The sequence below is a fragment of the Xanthomonas sp. NCPPB 4467 genome (genome assembly GCF_041475665.2).
GTDB lineage: Bacteria > Pseudomonadota > Gammaproteobacteria > Xanthomonadales > Xanthomonadaceae > Xanthomonas > Xanthomonas dyei.
In genome coordinates, this window is sequence record NZ_CM191260.1 from 2,114,703 (window position 1) to 2,132,841 (window position 18,139).

14 protein-coding genes and 1 tRNA gene are annotated in these 18,139 nt (G+C 64.4%); 7 read left to right on the top strand and 8 right to left on the bottom strand.

Going from position 1 to position 18,139, the window contains the following annotated elements; all coding sequences use genetic code 11:
* The first annotated feature begins 41 nt into the window (after positions 1 to 41).
* The 3 genes from ACCQ06_RS09300 (at position 42) to ACCQ06_RS09310 (ending at position 3,203) form a co-directional block, all read left to right on the top strand.
* On the top strand, positions 42 to 1,190 hold the full coding sequence (locus ACCQ06_RS09300) for an acyl-CoA dehydrogenase family protein (protein WP_104613865.1): 1,149 nt from the start codon (positions 42 to 44) through the stop codon (positions 1,188 to 1,190).
* Between the two features lie 28 nt (positions 1,191 to 1,218).
* Positions 1,219 to 1,329 carry an acyl-CoA dehydrogenase family protein gene (locus ACCQ06_RS09305; protein WP_228323466.1) on the top strand — a complete coding sequence of 37 codons (111 nt, stop codon included), beginning with the start codon at positions 1,219 to 1,221 and terminating at the stop codon, positions 1,327 to 1,329.
* Between the two features lie 437 nt (positions 1,330 to 1,766).
* Positions 1,767 to 3,203, top strand: a complete 1,437-nt coding sequence (locus ACCQ06_RS09310; RefSeq protein ID WP_316691885.1) for a platelet-activating factor acetylhydrolase IB subunit — start codon at positions 1,767 to 1,769, stop codon at positions 3,201 to 3,203.
* 435 nt (positions 3,204 to 3,638) lie between these two features.
* Here ACCQ06_RS09310 and ACCQ06_RS09315 read toward each other — a convergent pair.
* Positions 3,639 to 3,725: transfer RNA gene (locus ACCQ06_RS09315), tRNA-Leu, on the bottom strand.
* Between the two features lie 121 nt (positions 3,726 to 3,846).
* On the opposite strand from ACCQ06_RS09315, the gene rnr reads away from it, so the two are divergent.
* From rnr to ACCQ06_RS09335, 4 genes are all read left to right on the top strand, one after another.
* Entirely contained in the window at positions 3,847 to 6,372 is a 2,526-nt protein-coding gene (gene rnr / locus ACCQ06_RS09320; protein ID WP_316691887.1) for a ribonuclease R, read from the top strand.
* A 134-nt stretch (positions 6,373 to 6,506) separates the two neighbouring features.
* Positions 6,507 to 6,980 carry a GFA family protein gene (locus tag ACCQ06_RS09325; protein WP_104613863.1) on the top strand — a complete coding sequence of 158 codons (474 nt, stop codon included), beginning with the start codon at positions 6,507 to 6,509 and terminating at the stop codon, positions 6,978 to 6,980.
* Positions 6,981 to 7,295: 315 nt separating this feature from the next.
* The gene (rlmB, locus tag ACCQ06_RS09330) at positions 7,296 to 8,045 is read left to right on the top strand and encodes a 23S rRNA (guanosine(2251)-2'-O)-methyltransferase RlmB (RefSeq protein ID WP_104613862.1); all 750 of its coding nucleotides are present in this window, start codon (positions 7,296 to 7,298) and stop codon (positions 8,043 to 8,045) included.
* A gap of 237 nt (positions 8,046 to 8,282) precedes the next feature.
* On the top strand, positions 8,283 to 11,315 hold the full coding sequence (locus tag ACCQ06_RS09335; RefSeq protein ID WP_316692535.1) for a diguanylate cyclase domain-containing protein: 3,033 nt from the start codon (positions 8,283 to 8,285) through the stop codon (positions 11,313 to 11,315).
* A gap of 254 nt (positions 11,316 to 11,569) precedes the next feature.
* Here the strand turns inward: ACCQ06_RS09335 and rnt are convergent, their stop codons facing one another.
* The 7 genes from rnt to pstS all read right to left on the bottom strand — a co-directional run bounded on the left by rnt (position 11,570) and on the right by pstS (position 18,017).
* Positions 11,570 to 12,211, bottom strand: a complete 642-nt coding sequence (gene rnt / locus ACCQ06_RS09340) for a ribonuclease T (RefSeq protein ID WP_104613860.1) — start codon at positions 12,209 to 12,211, stop codon at positions 11,570 to 11,572.
* 566 nt (positions 12,212 to 12,777) lie between these two features.
* Positions 12,778 to 13,170: an RcnB family protein gene (locus ACCQ06_RS09345; RefSeq protein ID WP_316691890.1), complete on the bottom strand. Its 393-nt coding sequence runs from the start codon at positions 13,168 to 13,170 to the stop codon at positions 12,778 to 12,780.
* Between the two features lie 125 nt (positions 13,171 to 13,295).
* Positions 13,296 to 14,006: a phosphate signaling complex protein PhoU gene (gene phoU / locus ACCQ06_RS09350; protein WP_005994733.1), complete on the bottom strand. Its 711-nt coding sequence runs from the start codon at positions 14,004 to 14,006 to the stop codon at positions 13,296 to 13,298.
* A 110-nt stretch (positions 14,007 to 14,116) separates the two neighbouring features.
* A complete protein-coding gene (gene pstB, locus ACCQ06_RS09355) occupies positions 14,117 to 14,947 on the bottom strand; it encodes a phosphate ABC transporter ATP-binding protein PstB (protein ID WP_039420807.1) in 831 nt (276 codons plus the stop codon).
* A 22-nt stretch (positions 14,948 to 14,969) separates the two neighbouring features.
* On the bottom strand, positions 14,970 to 15,839 hold the full coding sequence (gene pstA, locus ACCQ06_RS09360) for a phosphate ABC transporter permease PstA (protein WP_039420809.1): 870 nt from the start codon (positions 15,837 to 15,839) through the stop codon (positions 14,970 to 14,972).
* The gene (gene pstC / locus ACCQ06_RS09365) at positions 15,839 to 16,813 is read right to left on the bottom strand and encodes a phosphate ABC transporter permease subunit PstC (protein WP_039420811.1); all 975 of its coding nucleotides are present in this window, start codon (positions 16,811 to 16,813) and stop codon (positions 15,839 to 15,841) included. The genes pstA and pstC overlap by 1 nt, the downstream gene beginning before the upstream one ends.
* A gap of 112 nt (positions 16,814 to 16,925) precedes the next feature.
* Positions 16,926 to 18,017 (bottom strand): phosphate ABC transporter substrate-binding protein PstS, encoded by a 1,092-nt coding sequence (gene pstS / locus ACCQ06_RS09370; protein WP_316691900.1) that lies wholly within the window; start codon positions 18,015 to 18,017, stop codon positions 16,926 to 16,928.
* Between the last annotated feature and the right edge of the window lie 122 nt (positions 18,018 to 18,139).

Genomic DNA, 18,139 nt, shown 5'->3' on the forward strand with positions numbered 1-18,139 from the left:
GCTACAATGGCTGCTCAGCCAATACCCGGGAGGGGTCGAACGTGGATTTCAGCTTTACCGAAGAGCAACTGATGATCCAGGACGTGGCCCGCCGGATCGCCCAGGAAAAGATCGCCCCCAGCGCCGAGCAGTTCGACCGCAGCGGCGAGTTCCCGCTGGACAACATCCGGCTGCTGGGCGAAAACGGCCTGATGGGCATCGAGGTGCCGGCCGAATACGGCGGTGCCGGCATGGACCCGATCAGCTACGCGCTGGCGATGATCGAGATCGCGGCCGGCGACGGCGCGCACTCCACCATCATGTCGGTCAACAACTCGTTGTTCTGCACCGGCATCCTGAAGAACGGCAGCGAGGCGCAGAAGCAGCTGTACGTGCGCGCAATCGCCGAAGGCACGCATATCGGCGCATTTGCGCTGACCGAACCGCAGTCCGGCTCGGATGCATCGGCGATGCGCTGCCGCGCGGTCAAGCAGGCCGACGGCAGCTTCGTCATCAACGGCAAGAAGAGCTGGATCACCTCCGGCCCGGTGGCCAAGTACATCGTGTTGTTTGCGGTGACCGAGCCGGAGAAGGGCTCGCGCGGCATCACCGCCTTTATGGTCGACACCGACAAGCCCGGCTTTCATCGCGGCAAGACCGAGCCCAAGCTGGGCATTCGCGCCTCGGCCACTTGCGAGATCGAGTTCGCCGACTATGTGGCCCAGCCGGACGAGGTGCTGGGCGTGGAAGGCGAGGGCTTCAAGACCGCGATGAGCGTGCTCGATGCCGGGCGCATCGGCATCGCCTCGCAAGCGGTCGGCATTGCGCGCGCCGCGTATGAAGCCACGCTTGCGTACGTCAAGGAACGTAAAGCCTTCGGAGCGGCCATCGGTACGTTCCAGATGACCCAGGCCAAGATTGCTGACATGAAGTGCAAGCTGGATGCGGCGCTGTTGTTGACGCTGCGTGCGGCCTGGCTCAAGGGGCAGGGCAAGACGTTCGGCACCGAAGCGGCGGTCGCCAAGCTCACCGCATCGGAGGCGGCAATGTGGATCACCCACCAAGCGGTGCAGATCCACGGCGGCATGGGCTATTCGAAGGAAATGCCGCTTGAGCGCTACTTCCGCGATGCCAAGATCACGGAAATCTACGAAGGAACATCTGAAATTCAACGCCTGGTGATCGCGCGCGGCGAGACCGGGCTACGCTGAGGTCGTCCGCACTCCAGCGCTGCCGCAGGTGCGGCAACGCTGGAACGCTCTGCGCGATGCCAAGATCACGGAAATCTTTGAGGGAACGTCTGAAATTCAACGCCTGGTGATTGCGCGCGGGGAAACCGGGCTGCGTTGAAGTCGGCGCGGACGCGTGCGGCTAGTGCGCGCTGCGCGATGCGGCTCTGCGCGCTATCGAGAGCAGCAAGATCTATCCAGGCGACGTGCAGATCCCTCTGCCTTCACTTGCTTGCGGGGAAGGCGGGCTTCGTAGGCGGATGGGCCCGCATGGGGCCCTCATCCGGCGCTGCGCGCCACCTTCTCCCGCAGGCGGGAGAAGGGAGTGTCGTGTCGGTGCATCGGTGCCTCGTCTAGTCGTTGCATCGTTAGTCCTGCCTCGACAGTGGGGCGGAAAGGGCGCGCTTGTCGGATTAGCTTGTGAGGTGCCAACGGCGCAGCCCACAATCGGAATTCCTCCGATCCTTTCTGTCACGCATGCTTACGTTTCCCTCCCTGTTTCGCGGTCGTATCCGGCCGCTTGCCGCGATCGGCCTTGGCATGTCGTGGTGCCTGCTGATGCTGCCTGCGCTTGCGCAAACGCCATCTCCCTCGATCGTGCCCACCGACCGCCTGCAGGAGCCCTGGTGGTCTCAGCGTCACGCGCAGGTGCTGGAGCAGGTCAAACAGCATCCTGAGACGATGCTGCTGTTGATCGGCGATTCCATCACGCAGAACTACGAGAAATCCAAGGCGCCCGACGAAGACTTTCAGCCCACCTGGCAGACCTTCTACGGCAGCCGCGGCGCGCTCAATCTGGGCTTCAGTGGCGATGGCACCGAAAACGTGCTGTGGCGTCTGGCCAATGGCGAAGTGGATGGCTTGCAGCCCAAGGTCGCGCTGGTGCTGATCGGCACCAATAACACCGGCCACCTCGGCCAGAGTGCAGAGCAGACCCAGCTCGGCATCGACGCGGTAGTCGCGGCAATCGAACAAAAGCTGCCGCGTACGCACATCCTGCTGTTGAGTGTGCTGCCCAGCGCGGTTTCCGGCGAAAAATCGCGTCGCGATGCGCAGATCAACCAGGGTCTGGCGGTGCGCTACGGCGACAACCCGCGTGTGACCTATCTGGATGTGAGCGCGGTGTTCCAGCGCGACGGCAAGCTGCGCACCGAGTTGTTTTACGACACGCGCTTTCGTCCGGCGGCCGGTGCATTGCACCCGGATACGCAGGGCCAGCGCATGCTCGCCGAGGCGATCGAGCCGACCCTGGCGCGACTGTTGGGTGAAGCGCCGGTCAAGCCGGTGGCCGAGCTCGGTCGCGACGTGACCACTGCCTTGATGCCGGTCGATTGGCTGGAGCAGGATTCCTACGATTGGTACGCGCGCCATCATGCCGCGCTGGCTGCCGCGCGCAGTTTGAAGCCGGAGGTGGTGATGATTGGCGATTCGATCACCCACTTCTGGGCCGGCCCGCCACAGGCCACGCGCGTCAGCGGGCCGCAGTCCTGGCAGTGGCTGTACGGCCAGCGGCCGGTATTGAATCTGGGCTTTGGCTGGGACCGCACCCAGAACGTATTGTGGCGCATCCGCCAGGGCGAGCTCGACGGCCTCGATCCGCGTTGGGTGGTGCTGCATATCGGCACCAACAATCTCACCGGCACCGCGCAATCGCGTGCGAGTACGCCAGCCGAAACCGCGCAGGGCGTCGATGCCATCGTGCGCGAAGTGCGCACACGCATGCCCAACAGTAAGTTGATTTTGATGGCGATCATGCCGCGCGGCCGCACTTCTAGGGATCCGCAACGCGGCCCGATTGCCGAAACCAACCGCCTGCTGCGCGAACGCTATGCGGCCAACCCATCGGTGCGTCTGGTCGATATCGGCAAGCAGCTGCTGCAGCCCGATGGCAGCCTGCCGGAGGCGCTGATGCCCGACGGTACGCATCCCAGCGAAGCCGGTTACAGGATCTGGGCGCAGGCCCTGCGCGATGCTGGAATAACGGCCGCTCCGTAGGGCAGCCATCACGGCGGCGCCCGCCAGGCAGGTGGGTGCTGTCGTTTCGAAGTCTTGGTGTTTGACCGTGGTGCAGCGTGCGCCGTAGGTCTGGGTAGCGACGCGTTGGTCGTCGTTCTGATCGGCGGTCGTGATGAAGTGGAGCGCAAGGCCGCGTAGGCGTCGCGATCATCCGGTCACGTCGATGGATCAATCGGCGGAGCACAGCTAATCAAACGACTGCACTCACCACCCGGCGGGCGCGGCCGGTGCCCGGAACTGGCACTTACCAATCGTCCATTGCGATTTTGAGCGCGCCGTCCACATCCGGCCGACGACTGCTCGCTAAGTTTTCTTAGCGGCTCTGAATCACCTCATCGGCCTTCAACCGCAGCGCCCGCATTTTCAAACCCCAGAAACCAGAAGACCCCCGATCGCTCGGAGGTCTTTTTAAACTGGTGCCCAGAAGAGGACTCGAACCTCCACGAAGTTGCCCCCGCTAGCACCTGAAGCTAGTGCGTCTACCAATTCCGCCACCTGGGCAGGTGAGCCGCGAATTTTGCAGACTCCTGGCGGGGTTGTCAACGGGTGATGTGTAGCAATCGCCAACGGCCTGGCTAGCCTTGCCGCCCATGTCATGACCGCAGGGGTTACCATTAGGGCAATGACAAAGAAAAATACCCCCGATTCCGACCGGCCCAGCCGCCGCAAATCCGCCAGCCCGGGCGAGTCCACCACCGCCGAGCAACAAAAACTGCCGGGCTGGATGCCGGACTTCCTGGTCCGCGCTGCGGCAGGTGCGTCCACCAAATCCGCCAACAAGCGCGCTGCGGCAAAGGCGTCGTCCGATCAGCCGGCACCTCCAGTCGAGCCTGCTGCGCCCCGCGCGCCGCATCCACGCAAGAGCGGTCCGGCCGCGCCGCCGCCGGAACGTTTCCAGAAAGACACCGTCCAGGCCGTCGCCGACACCGGATTCAAGGACCCGCATGCCGACCGCGAGGCATTGCGCTACGCCGAGCCGATCGCCAGCCGCGAGGCCATCCTGCAGCTGCTGGAAGCCTGCGACGGCCCGCAGACCGCCGAAGAGATCGCCGAGCAGCTGGGCCTGAGCGATCGCATCGAGGCGCTGGGCAAGCGCCTGGCGGCGATGGTGCGCGAGGCGCAGTTGGTGCAGAACCGCCGCGGCGGCTACGCGCCGGTGCAGCAGACCAGCCTGATCGCCGGCGTGGTGATCGCCAATCCGGAAGGCTTCGGTTTCCTCAAGCCGGACGAGGGCGGTGACGACCTGTTCCTGCCGCCGTACGAAATGCGCAAGGTGATGCACGGCGACCGTGCATTGGCCAACGTGACCGGTATCGACCGCCGTGGCCGCCGCGAAGGCGCCATCGCACGCGTGCTGGAACGGCGCATGTCGCGCATGATCGGGCGCTTCTTCTACGAACATGGCGTGGCCTACGTCGACCCGGACGACAAGCGCGTGCAACGCAACGTGCAGATTGCGCCGGACGGCATTGGCGAGGCGCGCGAAGGGCAGTTGGTGGTGTGCGAACTGATCGCGCCGCCTGACGCGCGCCGCCCGGCCATCGGCAAGATCATCGCGGTGCTGGGCGACAAGCTGACGCCGTCGTTGGTGGTGGAAATGGCCATCCATGGCCATGAATTGCCGCACGAATTCCCGCAGGAAGTGCTGGACCAAGCGGCCGCCGTGCCGTTGGTGGTCGAGCCGCAGATGATCGGTGGGCGCGTGGACCTGCGGCAGATGCCGCTGGTCACCATCGATGGCGAGGACGCCAAGGATTTCGACGACGCGGTGTATTGCGAACCCAATGCCGACGGTTTCCGTCTGGTGGTGGCGATCGCCGACGTGTCCAACTATGTGCGTCCCGGCACGCCGCTGGACGATGAAGCGCAAAAGCGCGCCACCTCGGTGTATTTCCCGGGGTTCGTGGTGCCGATGCTGCCGGAGACCCTGTCCAATGGCATTTGCTCGTTGATGCCCAAGGTCGACCGCATGTGCTTTGTCTGCGACATGCAGGTGGGCCGCGATGGCGAAGTGACCGGCTCGCGTTTTTACGAAGCGGTGATGAACTCGCATGCGCGCCTGACCTATAACCAGGTCTGGAAGGCGGTTGGCGAAGACGATGCCGATACCAAGGCATTCATCGGCCCGTTGTTGCCGCAGGTGCAGCATCTGCATCAGCTGTACAACGTGTTGTCGAAGGCGCGGACGCATCGCGGTGCAATCGAGTTCGAAACCTCCGAAGTGCGCTTTGTGCTCGACAACACCGGTGAGGTCACCCAGGCCGGCATGCTGGTGCGGAACGACGCGCACAAGCTGATCGAAGAATGCATGATCGCCGCCAACGTGGAAGCCGCGCGCTATCTGCTGGGCGTGCATGTGCCTGCACCGTATCGCGTGCACGAGCGGCCGCCGGAGAGCAAGTACGAAGACCTGCTGGAGTTCCTTAAGGAATTCCAGCTCAGCCTGCCGGCGTGGAGCAAGGTGCGCCCGGGCGATTACACCAAGCTGCTGAAGAAGGTGCGTGCGCGCCCGGATGCCGCGCTGCTGGAATCGGTGCTGCTGCGCAGCCAGAGCCTGGCGGTGTATTCGCCCGACAACAACGGTCACTTCGGTCTGGCGTTGGAGGCATATGCGCACTTCACCTCGCCGATCCGCCGTTACCCGGATCTGCTGGTGCATCGCGCGATCAAGCACGCGCTGACCGGCGCCAGCCCGGAAAAATTCATCTACACGCCGCGGCAGATGGCGGCGCTGTCGCTGCAATGCTCCGAGCGTGGGCGACGTGCCGATGAAGCCGAGCGCGAAGTGGACGAGCGTTATCGCGCCGCCTGGATGGAAAAGCATGTCGGCGGCCAGTTCGATGGCGTGATCAGCGGCGTGACCGGCTTCGGCCTGTTCGTGGAGCTGACCCAGTCCAAGGTCAATGGCCTGGTGCATGTCACCCAGTTGCCGCAGGACTATTACCAGTTCGACCCGATCCGCAAGACGCTCAGCGGCGAGCGCCGTGGTCGCGAGTTCCGTCTGGGCGATCCGGTACGCGTACTGGTGCTCAAGGCCAGCATGGAAGAACGCAAGATCGACTTCCGTTTGGCAGAGGATGGTGCGCCTACAGAAGCACCGCTGCCGCCGCGCGAGAAGCCGACCAAGCGCAAGAAAAAGTCGTATTGATGCTGGATGCATGGTGTTGCGGGCGGCCGGAATGGCTGCCCGCAGTGCATCGAGTTGGCAAGTGCGTCATGAGTGCCGCCGCGTGCCGGTATGACGCGTTGGCTTGCATCACACGCTGATCTGAGGGGCAAACGATGCGTGCATCTTGCGAATACAGCGGTGGCTGCCAATGTGGTGCCGTGCGTTTTCATGTGCGCGGCGTGCTGGATGACGCATCGATCTGTCATTGCCGCATGTGTCAGAAAGCCTTCGGGGCGTATTACGCGCCGCTGGTGTCGGTGCGCGGCACCGAGTTCCGCTGGACCCGTGGCGAGCCCAAGCGCTTCGCATCCTCGTCAGTGGTACAGCGCGGCTTTTGCGCCGAGTGCGGGACGCCGTTGACCTATGAAGCGCCCGACGGCGTGGCGATTGCCGCCGGTGCATTCGATAGGCCGGAGCGGTTGCCTCCGCACATTCAGTACGGGCTGGAGCGCAAGTTGCCGTTCGTCGATACCCTGGCGCAGCTGCTGACACGCCCGAGCGAGGACGACGCGGCTGCATGGGCGTTTCAGGCAGCTCTTGTATCGCATCAGCATCCGGATCACGACACCGAGCGGTGGCCGGTGTAAGCGGTCATGTGGCTTCGCAATGCAGCTCATTGCTGTGTTCAAACATGCGGATGTCGGTGCGTTGCGGCGTGTTGCCGACGTCGGCGCGCTAAGCGTTCAGGCAGCCATCCATAGCGGTTCACGCAGCGCGAAGACATCCGGCGTGCCGAGACGGTTGCTGCATGCCCGCTGCAGCCAGTGGCGCATGACGCCCGCAGGTGCCAATGGCATTGCGGCACGACTTTGGCCCGATTTGTCGGGCAATCCACGCCCCGGCCGTGACGTAGCAGGCCGCAGGCCCTACCATTCCCCCTCATTTCTTCGTATGCCCGCGCAATGAGCAAGCAGAACCAGTGGATCGTCGGCGTCAATGCTGTCGCCTCGTCCGTCGAGAACGACGCCGACAACGTGCGCGAGGTCCTGATCGAGGCCGGTAGCAAGAACCCGCGTCTGACCGAGATCGAAGAACAGGCGCGCCGCAAGGGGATCGACGTGCGCCGGGTCAACACCCAGGCGCTGGACGGCGTCGGCGGGCAGGTACGCCACCAAGGTGTTGCCGCACGCTACGCCGCCGCACGGCTGTGGGCGGAGAACGAACTGGAAGGCCTGGTCGAGGCTGCGCAAGGTCGCGCGCTGGTGCTGGTGCTCGATGGCGTGCAGGACCCGCACAACCTCGGTGCCTGTCTGCGCAGCGCCGCGGCCGCAGGCGCCACTGCGGTGGTCATCCCCAAGGACAAGTCGGCCACGGTGAACGCGACCGTGCGCAAGACCTCGGCCGGCGCCGCCGACCGCATCCCGGTGGTGGCGGTGACCAATCTGGCGCGCTGCCTGCGCGACCTGCAGAAGCAGGGTGTGTGGCTGTACGGCCTGGCCGGCGAGGCCGAGGCGTCGTTGTACAGCGTGGACCTGCGTGGCAACGTCGGGTTGGTACTCGGTGGCGAGGCCGATGGCCTGCGTCGCCTGACCCGCGAGCATTGCGATGGTCTGGTCAAGATTCCGATGCCCGGCGATATCGAAAGCCTCAACGTGTCGGTCGCAACCGGCGTGACCCTGTTCGAGGCCGTGCGCCAGCGTCTTGGTGCCTGAGTACGCGGGATTGAAGCGCGCGATCGAGCGCTGCTTCCGGCATGCAATGGGTGCGCTGCGCGGAGCCGTGCACCTGGCAATCCACGCAGAGTGCGGTGTGGTGATTGGCGAACAGTCGCCACCGAGGGCGGGCACAACGCCGCCGCAGCAGACATGTTGGCGTCAGCTGGCGCAAACGCGCAGCGCCGGTACAACTTTTTGCCTACCATATCGCCAGCAACCGGCGTGTCGTGTCTGATGAAACTTGGGGTGGGCGCGTGCGGTACGGGCGAGAACAGAGATGCCGATACGGCGTCGGCACGACGGCATGGGCAGTGGCGGCGCTGGCTCGGCGCTGGCATCTGCATGCTGTTGGCGTTGTATTCGCTGGCGGCGATCGCCGCACCTATCGGGACCGCGCGATTACGCGACTACGCCATCGACAGCTGGAGTTCGCGCAGCGGCCTGCCGCACAACTCGCTGCGCGATATCGCCCAGACCCGCGACGGCTACCTGTGGTTCGCCACCTGGGAAGGCCTGGTGCGCTACAACGGCCTGGAATTCAACGTCATCGATCGCAGCACGCGCCCGGGCCTGCCCGATAACGGCGTCAGCGCCTTGTACGTGGATCGCGATGGCGCGCTGTGGCTGAGCGATGCGCGCGGCAATCTGGTGCGTCACGGCGTCGATGGGCAGTGGCGGCAGTGGCAACGCAAGGGCCAGTGGCCGCAGGCATTGATCCACGCGATGACCATGGATGCCGAAAGCCGGATGTGGCTGCTGTTCGAAGGGCACGGGCTTGGGTGTTTGTGGCCGGATGGACGTTTCGACTATTTTCCGCCGCGCGATGGCGTGCCGCTGCAGAGCAGTTTTCCGCGCATGTTGTTCGACGGCCAGGGGCGGTTGCTGATCGGGACGCTGGACGGGCTGATCTATCGCGAACCGGACGGGCGCATGCATCGTGCGCCAGCGTCATTCGGCCTGCCACCGGGCCTGGCGTGGCCGTATCGCGCTCCGGATGGCACGGTGTGGGTGGTCGCAGGCGAGCAACTGTATCGCCTGCACGACGAGCGCGCCGAGCTGGTGCATCGGCTGCCGGGGCAGGGCCACTTCACTGCGATGCTGCAGGATCGCAATGGCGATCTGTGGCTGGGCAGCGAAAACCAGGGCCTGTTGCGGATCGGCAGCCACGGGGTGGAGCAGTTGCCGGCGGGCCGCAGCCTGCCCACCGGGCGCATCGTCAGCCTGCGCGAAGATGCAGAAGGCAGCATCTGGGTCGGCGCCAACGGTGGTCTGTTCCGCTTGCGCGAGACCTTGTTCAGCAGCTACAGCCAGCGCGACGGGATGAGCGGCGACTATGCCCGCGCAGTGCTCGAAGATCGCGACGGCAGTCTGTGGATCGCCAGCACCGCCGGTCTGGATCGCATGCTGCCGGACGGGCGGATCGTGCCGGTCCCTGTCGCCACGCCGTCGGGACGCCGGCTGTCGGTGCTCAGTCTGGCGCTCGATCGGCAGGGCGACTTATGGGTGGGCACCTATGCCGACGGCGTCTTCGTGCTGCGCGATGGCCGCGTGCTGCAGCACTACGGTGAGGCCGACGGCATCCCCAGCGGTCATATCCGCGCCATCGTGATCGATGCGCACGCTGCGGTGTGGCTGGCCACTCAACGCGGCGTAGTGCAACTGCTGAATGGCAAGCGCGTGCCGATGACGATCAAGGGCTTGCCCGATGGCGTGATCACCGCGTTGGCCAGCATCGATGGCGCGCTGTGGATCGGCTCGGTCGATGGCGCGGCGGTGTTGCGCGACGGCAAGCTGCAGCAGCTGGACCTGGAGCGCCTGGGCGGCGCGCGCAGCGTATTCGGTTTCCAGGCGATTGGCGATGCAGTGTGGATCTCCACCGATCGCGGTCTGTATCGCGTGCGCGGCGGCACGCTTGCACGCGTGGGCCTGGAGCAGGGCATGCCGGTGGACACGGTGTTCCAGCTCGTTAACGACCGGCTGGGCAATGCGTGGATCAGCAGCAATCGCGGCGTGCTGCGCACGGAGTTTGCCGCGCTCGATGCGGTGGCCGATGGCCGCGGCCAGCTTGCCATCGAGCGCTATGGCGAGATCGACGGCATGGGCAACGCGCAGGCCAACGGCAGCTCCGGCCCCAGCATGATCGAACGTGCCGATGGCACGCTGTGGGTGGTCACCGCTGGCGGTGTGAGCGCGGTGGACCCGGCGCGCCTGCAGCGGTTTCGCGAGCGCCGCCCGCCGCCGCCGCTGATCGAAAGCGTGCAACAGGACGGCCGCCCGCTGGCCTGGCGACAACAAGCGCAATTACCTGGCGGCTATCGGATCAATGTCTCGTATGTGGGCATGAGTTTCCTGCTGTCCGAGCGGATCGAATACCGCACCCGTCTGGACGGCCTGGACAACGTGTGGATCGCGCGTGGCCGGCAGCGCAGCGTGGAATTCATCGGCTTGCCGCCGGGGCACTACACCCTGCGCGTGGCCGCCCGCCATCCGGGCGGTGCCTGGAGCCCGCAGGAGGCGCGCTGGACCTTCGATGTCCTGCCGCTGTGGTGGCAACGCCACGATGTGCGCTTTGTTGCGGCGTTGGCCGCGATTCTGGCGCTGGCGCTGCTGTATCGGGCGCTGCTGCATCGCTACAGGACCCACAGCGCCCGCCTGGCCGAATTGGTGCGCAAGCGTACGCAGGATCTGCAACTGCAGGCGCAGCGCCTGCTGCAGGCCAATCAGGAAAAGAGCGAGTTGTTGACGCGCCTGCGCATCAAGTCCGATGTGTTCGAGCGCCAGGCGCACGAGGACGCACTGACCGGCTTGCCCAACCGTCGCCACTTCGACGAAGCGCTGGCGCGCGATATCAGCCGCGCACGTCGCAGTGGCCGGCCGTTAGTGCTGGCGATCCTGGACATCGATCATTTCAAGCGCATCAACGACCGCTACTCGCACGCCATTGGCGACGCGGTGCTGCATGACGTCGGTGAGCTGCTGACCGCAGCCGCACGCACCTCTGATCTTCCTGCGCGCCTGGGCGGCGAAGAATTCGCGCTGCTGTTGGGCGAGACCGCGCTGAGCGATGCACAGCTGCTGTGCGAGCGCATTCGCATGCTGTTCCATGCGCGCGCCGACTGGGGCGATGTGGAAGGGTTGCAGGTGACCTTCAGCGCCGGCCTGGCCGAGTTGGGCGACGACGACACCGGCTCATCGTTGATGCAGCGCGCCGACCACGCGTTATACGAAGCCAAGAGCGCAGGGCGCGACCGGATCTGTGCTGGTTAGAGCTGGGATTGGGGAATCGGGATTGGGGATTGGGGAATCGGGAATCGGGAATCGTAAAAGCGCTGTGTCTGGCGCTTTGCTGCTCCTGTAGGGCGGTTAGGAAGTACGAAGGCCCCAACCGCACGCCCGGCAACGCTGCATGCGGTCATGCGGTGGGCAGTAGTTGCTCTGTTGCTGCCGCACCCGGCTGATCTTTCGGCCGCGCAAACGCCCCGCTTTTGCCAATCCCGAATCCCAAATGCCCAATCCCAGCCCTAAACAGGCCCGGGCCAGGCATTGAGGATGGTGCAGAACAGCCGTGCGGTCTGTTCGGTGTCGTAGACCGCGCTGTGCGCATCGGCGGTGTTCCAGTCCAGACCGGCCGCCTGCGCAGCACGCGCCAACACGGTCTGCCCGTACGCCACGCCAGCCAGGGTCACCGTGTCGAACACGCTGAAGGGATGAAATGGATTGCGCTTGTGCTCCACGCGCGCGACCGCGGCGTTGAGGAAGTTCAAATCGAAATGCGCGTTATGCCCGACCAGGATGGCGCGCTGGCACCCATATTTCTTCACTGCGGCGCGCACTGGCGCGAACACATGGTCCAGCGCGTCCTTTTCCTGCTTGGCAAAACGGAACGGGTGATCGAGCACGATGCCGGTAATCTCCAGCGACTTGGGGTCGATCTCCAGTCCTGGGGCCGGGACCAGGTGCGCGCTGGCGGTTTCGCCAGGGAAAAAACGCCCGTGGGCATCCATTTCTATCGGCACGCAGGCGATTTCCAGCAATGCGTGCTTGTTCCAGTCGAACCCTCCGGTTTCCACATCCACCACCACGGGCAGATAGCCGCGGAAACGCCGCGACATGGGCAGAAAGGAGGGGGCAGGCTGCGGATCGACCGGTTCGTTCATCCGCATAGCCTAGCAGGTCGCACCCTGAGCCCGATCGGTGCACCCGCCCGCAGTGTCTGCGTCTTCGGTCTGGCGCATCTGCTCGGCAGGCAAAGTATCGCCGGTCATCGCCACGATGCTGTCGAGACAGCAGCGGTGGATTGTGCAGTGACAAGGCGGATGGACAGCACGGCAACGCGCCGATGACGGCCGGCGCTATAGCTCAGAACGGCGACCAAGCCTGGGCGAGTAGTCCTCGGCAGGGTGTGTAAGGTCTGCACAGAACCGGAGTGCGCGTGGTACACGCCGCACCGAGCACCAGCGGCGCCCATCCGGAGGTGAGCGCAAGAGTGTTGTCAGTTGCTCCAAGGGGAGGCCGCGTCCCTACCAGAGCGTGGCCTGTCACAACTTCGTCCGCATGCGTTCCCGCCGATAAACCAGCATCGATCAACCGTATTGCACGGCTTTCGTTGGATGCGCTAAAGGCCACTCCTGCTTCATTCCGCCATCCACAGTCACAACCGCACGCAACAAAAAGCCCGATCCGCGTTGCCACGGATCAGGCCTGCCTAATGAATACGGATGCCTCGGAATCAGCTCCCGCCGACCACGCTGGCAATCAGGCCGGTCGCGATGGCAATCAGTACATATTGATTGTCCACGCGCCGCCACTCATGTCCACGCGGCGGTTGCTTGAGGTGATGCTTGCGGTAATCGGCAACGTGGCTGCCCCGATGGTCCGGGGCCAGGCGCTCGCCGCGATGGAAGGGCGGGCCATGGCGATCGTTGCGATGATCGTCGTGGTATGCGCTGCGCCGATCGTCGTGCTTGTCGTTGCGATGCTCGTCATGCCGGTCCGGGCCGCGATTGTCGTGACGCTGCTCGATGCGGTCGCGGTCGTGATCGTCATGCTGCTGGGGTGCGGCGAAGGCGGCACCCGAGGTCAGCAGCGAGACAACCATGAAAGATCCGATGAGACGTTTCATCTGCGTACTCCTGCGTCACAGGAACGGCCTGTGTGCAATCCCACCGTAGGGATTTTTAGCTGAATACGTAATTAAATGAAGCTTTTCGCTGCTTATCGACAGCGCGTGGCGGTACCCAACGGCGATCAGATCACGCCGGTGGTGCTGGTGTCGTCGCGCTTCAGACGCGGCGGCAGCGGCTGTTCGCCATGCACCAAAAACCACACGTTCTCGGCGATGTTGGTCGCATGGTCGCCGATGCGTTCCAGGTTCTTGGCCATGAACAGCAGGTGCGTACACGGCGTGATGTTGCGCGGGTCTTCCATCATGTAGGTCAGCAGCTCACGGAACAGCGCGGTGTACTGCGCGTCCAGGCGTGCATCTTCGTCGCGCACACGGATCGCCGCATCGGCATCCTTGTTGCGATACGCCTGCACGGCCTCGCGTACCGCATCGGCCGCCATCTGACCCAGCGCGCGCAAGCCCACCGTCTGCGGCAGCGGCGGCGCGGAGTTGAGTGCGATTGAGCGCTTGGCCACGTTGGCCGCGTAATCGCCGATGCGCTCGATATCCGCAGGAATCCGCAGGCCGGCGAGGATTTCGCGCAGGTCGCGTGCCATCGGGCCGCGCAACGCCAGACGCATCACGTCGTGGCTGATCGCGTGTTCCAGTGCGTCGATCGCTTCGTCGTTGACCACGATGCGATGCGCGGCGTTGTCGTCGCGACGCTCCACCACATCCAGCGCCGCTTCCAGCTGCGCCACCGCCGTGTCGCCCATGCGCACGATCTCGGCGACAAGACGGTGCTGCTCCTCGTCGTAGCTTTTGACGATATGGTCGTTGAGGTGCTGGTTCATCGTGATCTCGATTCGTGGCAGTGGTGGATGTCCGTCAGCCGCGCCGAATGACGTGCAGGGCAGGGCGACGGAGCTGCTTCAGTGCGGGCGTTGCGGTGCGTCGCCTTACATCAACCAAAACGGCCGGTGATGTAGTCCTCGGTCTGCTGCTTGGACGGCTGGGAAAAAATCGTTTCGGTGCGGTCGTGCTCGATCAAATCGCCCAGATACATGAAGGCGGTGTAATCGGACACGCGCGCGGCCTGCTGCATGTTGTGGGTCACGATCACGATGGTGTAGTCGCGCTTGAGTTCTTCCACCAACTGTTCGATCCGGCTGGTGGAAATCGGATCCAGCGCCGAGGTGGGTTCGTCCAGCAGCAGCACGTCCGGCCGCAACGCCACTGCACGCGCAATGCACAAGCGTTGCTGCTGGCCGCCAGACAGGCCCAGCGCGCTTTGCCCCAGCTTGTCCTTGACCTCGTCCCACAATGCGCCCTGACGCAAGGCCTGTTCCACGCGGTTCTGCATGTCGGGCTTGGACAGTTTTTCGTGGTGGCGGATGCCGTAGGCGACGTTTTCGAAGATGGTCATCGGAAACGGCACCGGCTTCTGAAACACCATGCCAACCTTGCTGCGCAGACGATTCATCGGATACTTCGGCGACAGGATGTTTTCGCCATCCAGCAGCACTTCGCCGCGGGCTTCCATCTTCGGGTAGAGCGCGTAGATGCGGTTGAAGATGCGCAGCAGGGTCGACTTGCCGCAACCGGAGGGGCCGATCAGCGCGGTGACGCGCTTTTCCGGAATCTCGATGTCGATGCTTTTGAGCGCGTGGTACTTGTCGTAATAGAAATCCAGATTGCGTGCGGCCACCTTCACCGGCGCCTGCGCCGTCGGCGCCCCCTTGGCGGCCGGAACAGCGATGCGATGCATCGGCTTGGCGTTTTGGAGATCGTTCATGTCGGGTGTCCGGAAAGAAAGGTCAGTCATTGGAAATCTTGTTACGCAACAGCAGCGCACGTGCGCCCAGGCTCACCAACAAGACGAACACGGTCAGCACCAGCGCGCCGGACCAGGCCAGGGTCTGCCAGGATTCGTACGGGCTGCCAGCAAACTGGTTCATGATCACCGGCACGCTGGCCATCGGTTGGAAGATGTTGCTGTTCCAGTATTGATTGCCGAATGCAGTGAACAGCAGCGGTGCGGTTTCGCCGCTGATGCGTGCCAGCGCCAGCAACACGCCGGTGAGAATGCCGGCCGATGCCGCGCGGTACAGCACCTGCACGGTGACCTTCCACTGCGGAATGCCCAGCGACAAGGCCGCTTCGCGCATCTGCGCCGGTACCAGCCGCAGCATCTCGTCGGTGGTACGCACCACCACCGGCAACACGATGAAGGCCAGCGACAACGCGCCCGCAAACGCAGAGAACCGCCCGCCGGTCTGCATCACGTACAAGGTGTAGACGAACAGGCCGAGCACGATCGACGGCGCAGACAACAGGATGTCGTTGACGAAGCGCACCACGATGCCGGCCTTGCGCGCATTGCCATACTCGGCCAGCCAGGTGCCGGCCGCCACGCCCAACGGCGTGCCGATCGCCAGCGCCAGCCCGCACATCACCGCACTGCCGAAGAAGGCGTTGAGCAGGCCACCTTCCTGCATCGGCGGCGGCGTCATCTTGGTAAACAGATTGAGATCGATGCCGGGCACGCCCTTGGACAACAAGGTCCACAGAATCCAGGCCAGGAAGAACAGCCCGAACACCGCGGTGATGCACGACAACAACAGTGCCACCACATTGGTGATGCGGCGCCGGTTGTACAGCGATTGCGAGACCGAAGAGGCAGACATCAGTTGCCCTCCCGACGCGACAGCTGCATCAGCATGAAGCGCGCGATCGCCAGCACGATGAAGGTCACGATGAACAACACAAAGCCCAGCAGCAGCAAGGCAGAGCGATAGGTTTCGGTGGCCTCGCCGAAGTCATTGGCGATCAATGCCGCGATGGTGGTGCCGGGCTCCAGCAGCGACGGCGACAGGCGCACCGTGTTGCCGACCACAAAGGCCACCGCCATGGTTTCGCCCAACGCACGTCCCAAGCCCAGAAACACCCCGCCGATCACCGCCGAGCGCGTGTACGGCAGCACGATGTCCCAGCTGACTTCCCACTTGGTCGAACCCAGCGCATACGCCGATTCTTTGAGGCGCGTCGGCACGGTCAGGAACACTTCGCGCATCACCGAGGAGATAAACGGGATCACCATGATCGCCAGCACGAATCCTGCGGTGAGCAAACCGATGCCGAGCGGTGGGCCCTGGAATAACGGGCCGATCACCGGCAGCGTGCCCAGGTGATCGTTGAGCCACGGCGTCACGTGCTCGGTCATCACCGGCACCAGCACGAACAGGCCCCACATGCCGTAGATGATCGACGGGATGCCGGCCAGCAATTCGATTGCCGTGCCTACCGGCCCGCGCAACCAGCGCGGCGCCACTTCGGTGAGAAAGAAGGCGATGCCAAAACTCACCGGCACCGCAATCACCATCGCGATCAGGGCGGTGACCAAGGTGCCGTAGATCGGCGCCAGCGCGCCGTACTTGTTTTCGACCGGATTCCAGTCGGCGGAATAGAAAAAGCTCAGGCCCTGCATCTGCAGTGCGTGGCGTCCGCCCCACAACATCGACAGCGCTGCGCTGCCGAGCGCCAACAGGACGAATACGACGGTGGCGGCCAGCGCAAGCTTGAACAGGCGATCGGCGCGCGCATCGCGCAGGTCGCGGCCGCGGGGGGCGGTCATCGCTTCGGGAAGGGCGGTGGCATTCATTCGATTGAACTCGTCACCCGCGCATTGGCGGGAGCGTGAGACATCAGGAACGGTGAGGCGCCCGCAGGCACCTCACCGCCGCGCAGCCCGCCATGCAGGCGGGATGCAGGCATTACTTGAACTCGCTGCCCCAATAGGCTTCGATCTGCTTCACCAGCTCAGGCGGCAGCGGCACGTAATGCAGCTCGCTGGCCTGGGCCTGGCCGTTTTCCAGCGCCCACTTGAAGAAGTCCAGCGTCGCCTTGCTGCGCGCCGCATCCTTGGCCTGCTTGTGCATCAGCATGAAGTTGGTGGCCGTGATCGGCCAGGCCTTCTCGCCCGGCGCATTGGTGATCACCAGATTGAAGTCCTTGGCATTGGCCCAGTCGGCGCTCTCTGCAGCGGCGGCAAAGCTGTCTGCATTCGGCTCGACCCACTGGCCGGCGGCATTCTGCAGCGAGGTGTACGGCATCTTGTTCTGCAGCGCGTAGGCCAGCTCGACGTAGCCGATCGACCCCTTGATCTGCTGCACGTACGAGGCCACGCCTTCGTTGCCCTTGCCGCCGACGCCACCGGGCCACTGCACGGAGGTGCCTTCGCCGACCTTGCTCTTCCACTCCGGGCTGACCTTGGACAGGTAGTTGGAGAAGTTGAAGGTGGTGCCCGAACCGTCCGAGCGGTGCACCAGATTGATCTTGGTCGCCGGCAGGGTCACGCCCGGGTTGGCCGCGACAATCGCCGCGTCGTTCCACATGCTGACCTTGCCCAGGAAGATATCGCCCAGCAGCGCGCCGGTCAGGCGCAGCTTGCCCGGCGCGATGCCTTCCAGATTGACCACCGGCACCACGCCGCCGATGGCGGACGGGAACTGGCCCAGGCCGGCCTGTTGCAGCTCGGCGCTATCGAGCGGCTTGTCGGTCGAGCCGAAATCCACCGTGCCGGCCTTGATCTGGGCAATGCCGCCGCCGGAACCGATCGACTGGTAGTTCACCTTGTTACCGGTGGCGGCGTTGTAGTCGGCCGACCACTTGGACACGAGCGGGTAAATGAAGGACGCACCGGCACCGGAGATTTCCGCGGCCTTGCTGTCGCTGGCGGTGGCGCCTGCGCCGGGGGCGCCCTTGGCGGCTTCGCCGGACTGCGCGTCCTTGCCGGGCGAACACGCAGCCAGGGCAAGGGCGATGGTGAGGGACAGGGCGGTCAGGCTGGCCGACTGCAATTTCATGGAAGCTCCGAGGCTGGATTGGCCGGGTGTCCGGCAGACCATGCTATGAAATGATGTTTTTGTTACACCCGCATGACAGTGCCTTCTGGAGAGGCATCACAAAAAAAGACGCGGACCGCGGA

Coding starts and splice junctions, on each gene's coding strand:
- ACCQ06_RS09310 (WP_316691885.1), top strand. CDS start 1,767: ATGCTGCCTGCGCTTGCGCAAACGCCATCTCCCTCGATCGTGCCCACC.
- rnr (WP_316691887.1), top strand. CDS start 3,847: ATGACAAAGAAAAATACCCCCGATTCCGACCGGCCCAGCCGCCGCAAA.
- ACCQ06_RS09325 (WP_104613863.1), top strand. CDS start 6,507: ATGCGTGCATCTTGCGAATACAGCGGTGGCTGCCAATGTGGTGCCGTG.
- rlmB (WP_104613862.1), top strand. CDS start 7,296: ATGAGCAAGCAGAACCAGTGGATCGTCGGCGTCAATGCTGTCGCCTCG.
- ACCQ06_RS09335 (WP_316692535.1), top strand. CDS start 8,283: ATGAAACTTGGGGTGGGCGCGTGCGGTACGGGCGAGAACAGAGATGCC.
- rnt (WP_104613860.1), bottom strand. CDS start 12,211: ATGCGGATGAACGAACCGGTCGATCCGCAGCCTGCCCCCTCCTTTCTG.
- ACCQ06_RS09345 (WP_316691890.1), bottom strand. CDS start 13,170: ATGAAACGTCTCATCGGATCTTTCATGGTTGTCTCGCTGCTGACCTCG.
- phoU (WP_005994733.1), bottom strand. CDS start 14,006: ATGAACCAGCACCTCAACGACCATATCGTCAAAAGCTACGACGAGGAG.
- pstB (WP_039420807.1), bottom strand. CDS start 14,947: ATGAACGATCTCCAAAACGCCAAGCCGATGCATCGCATCGCTGTTCCG.
- pstA (WP_039420809.1), bottom strand. CDS start 15,839: ATGTCTGCCTCTTCGGTCTCGCAATCGCTGTACAACCGGCGCCGCATC.
- pstC (WP_039420811.1), bottom strand. CDS start 16,813: ATGAATGCCACCGCCCTTCCCGAAGCGATGACCGCCCCCCGCGGCCGC.
- pstS (WP_316691900.1), bottom strand. CDS start 18,017: ATGAAATTGCAGTCGGCCAGCCTGACCGCCCTGTCCCTCACCATCGCC.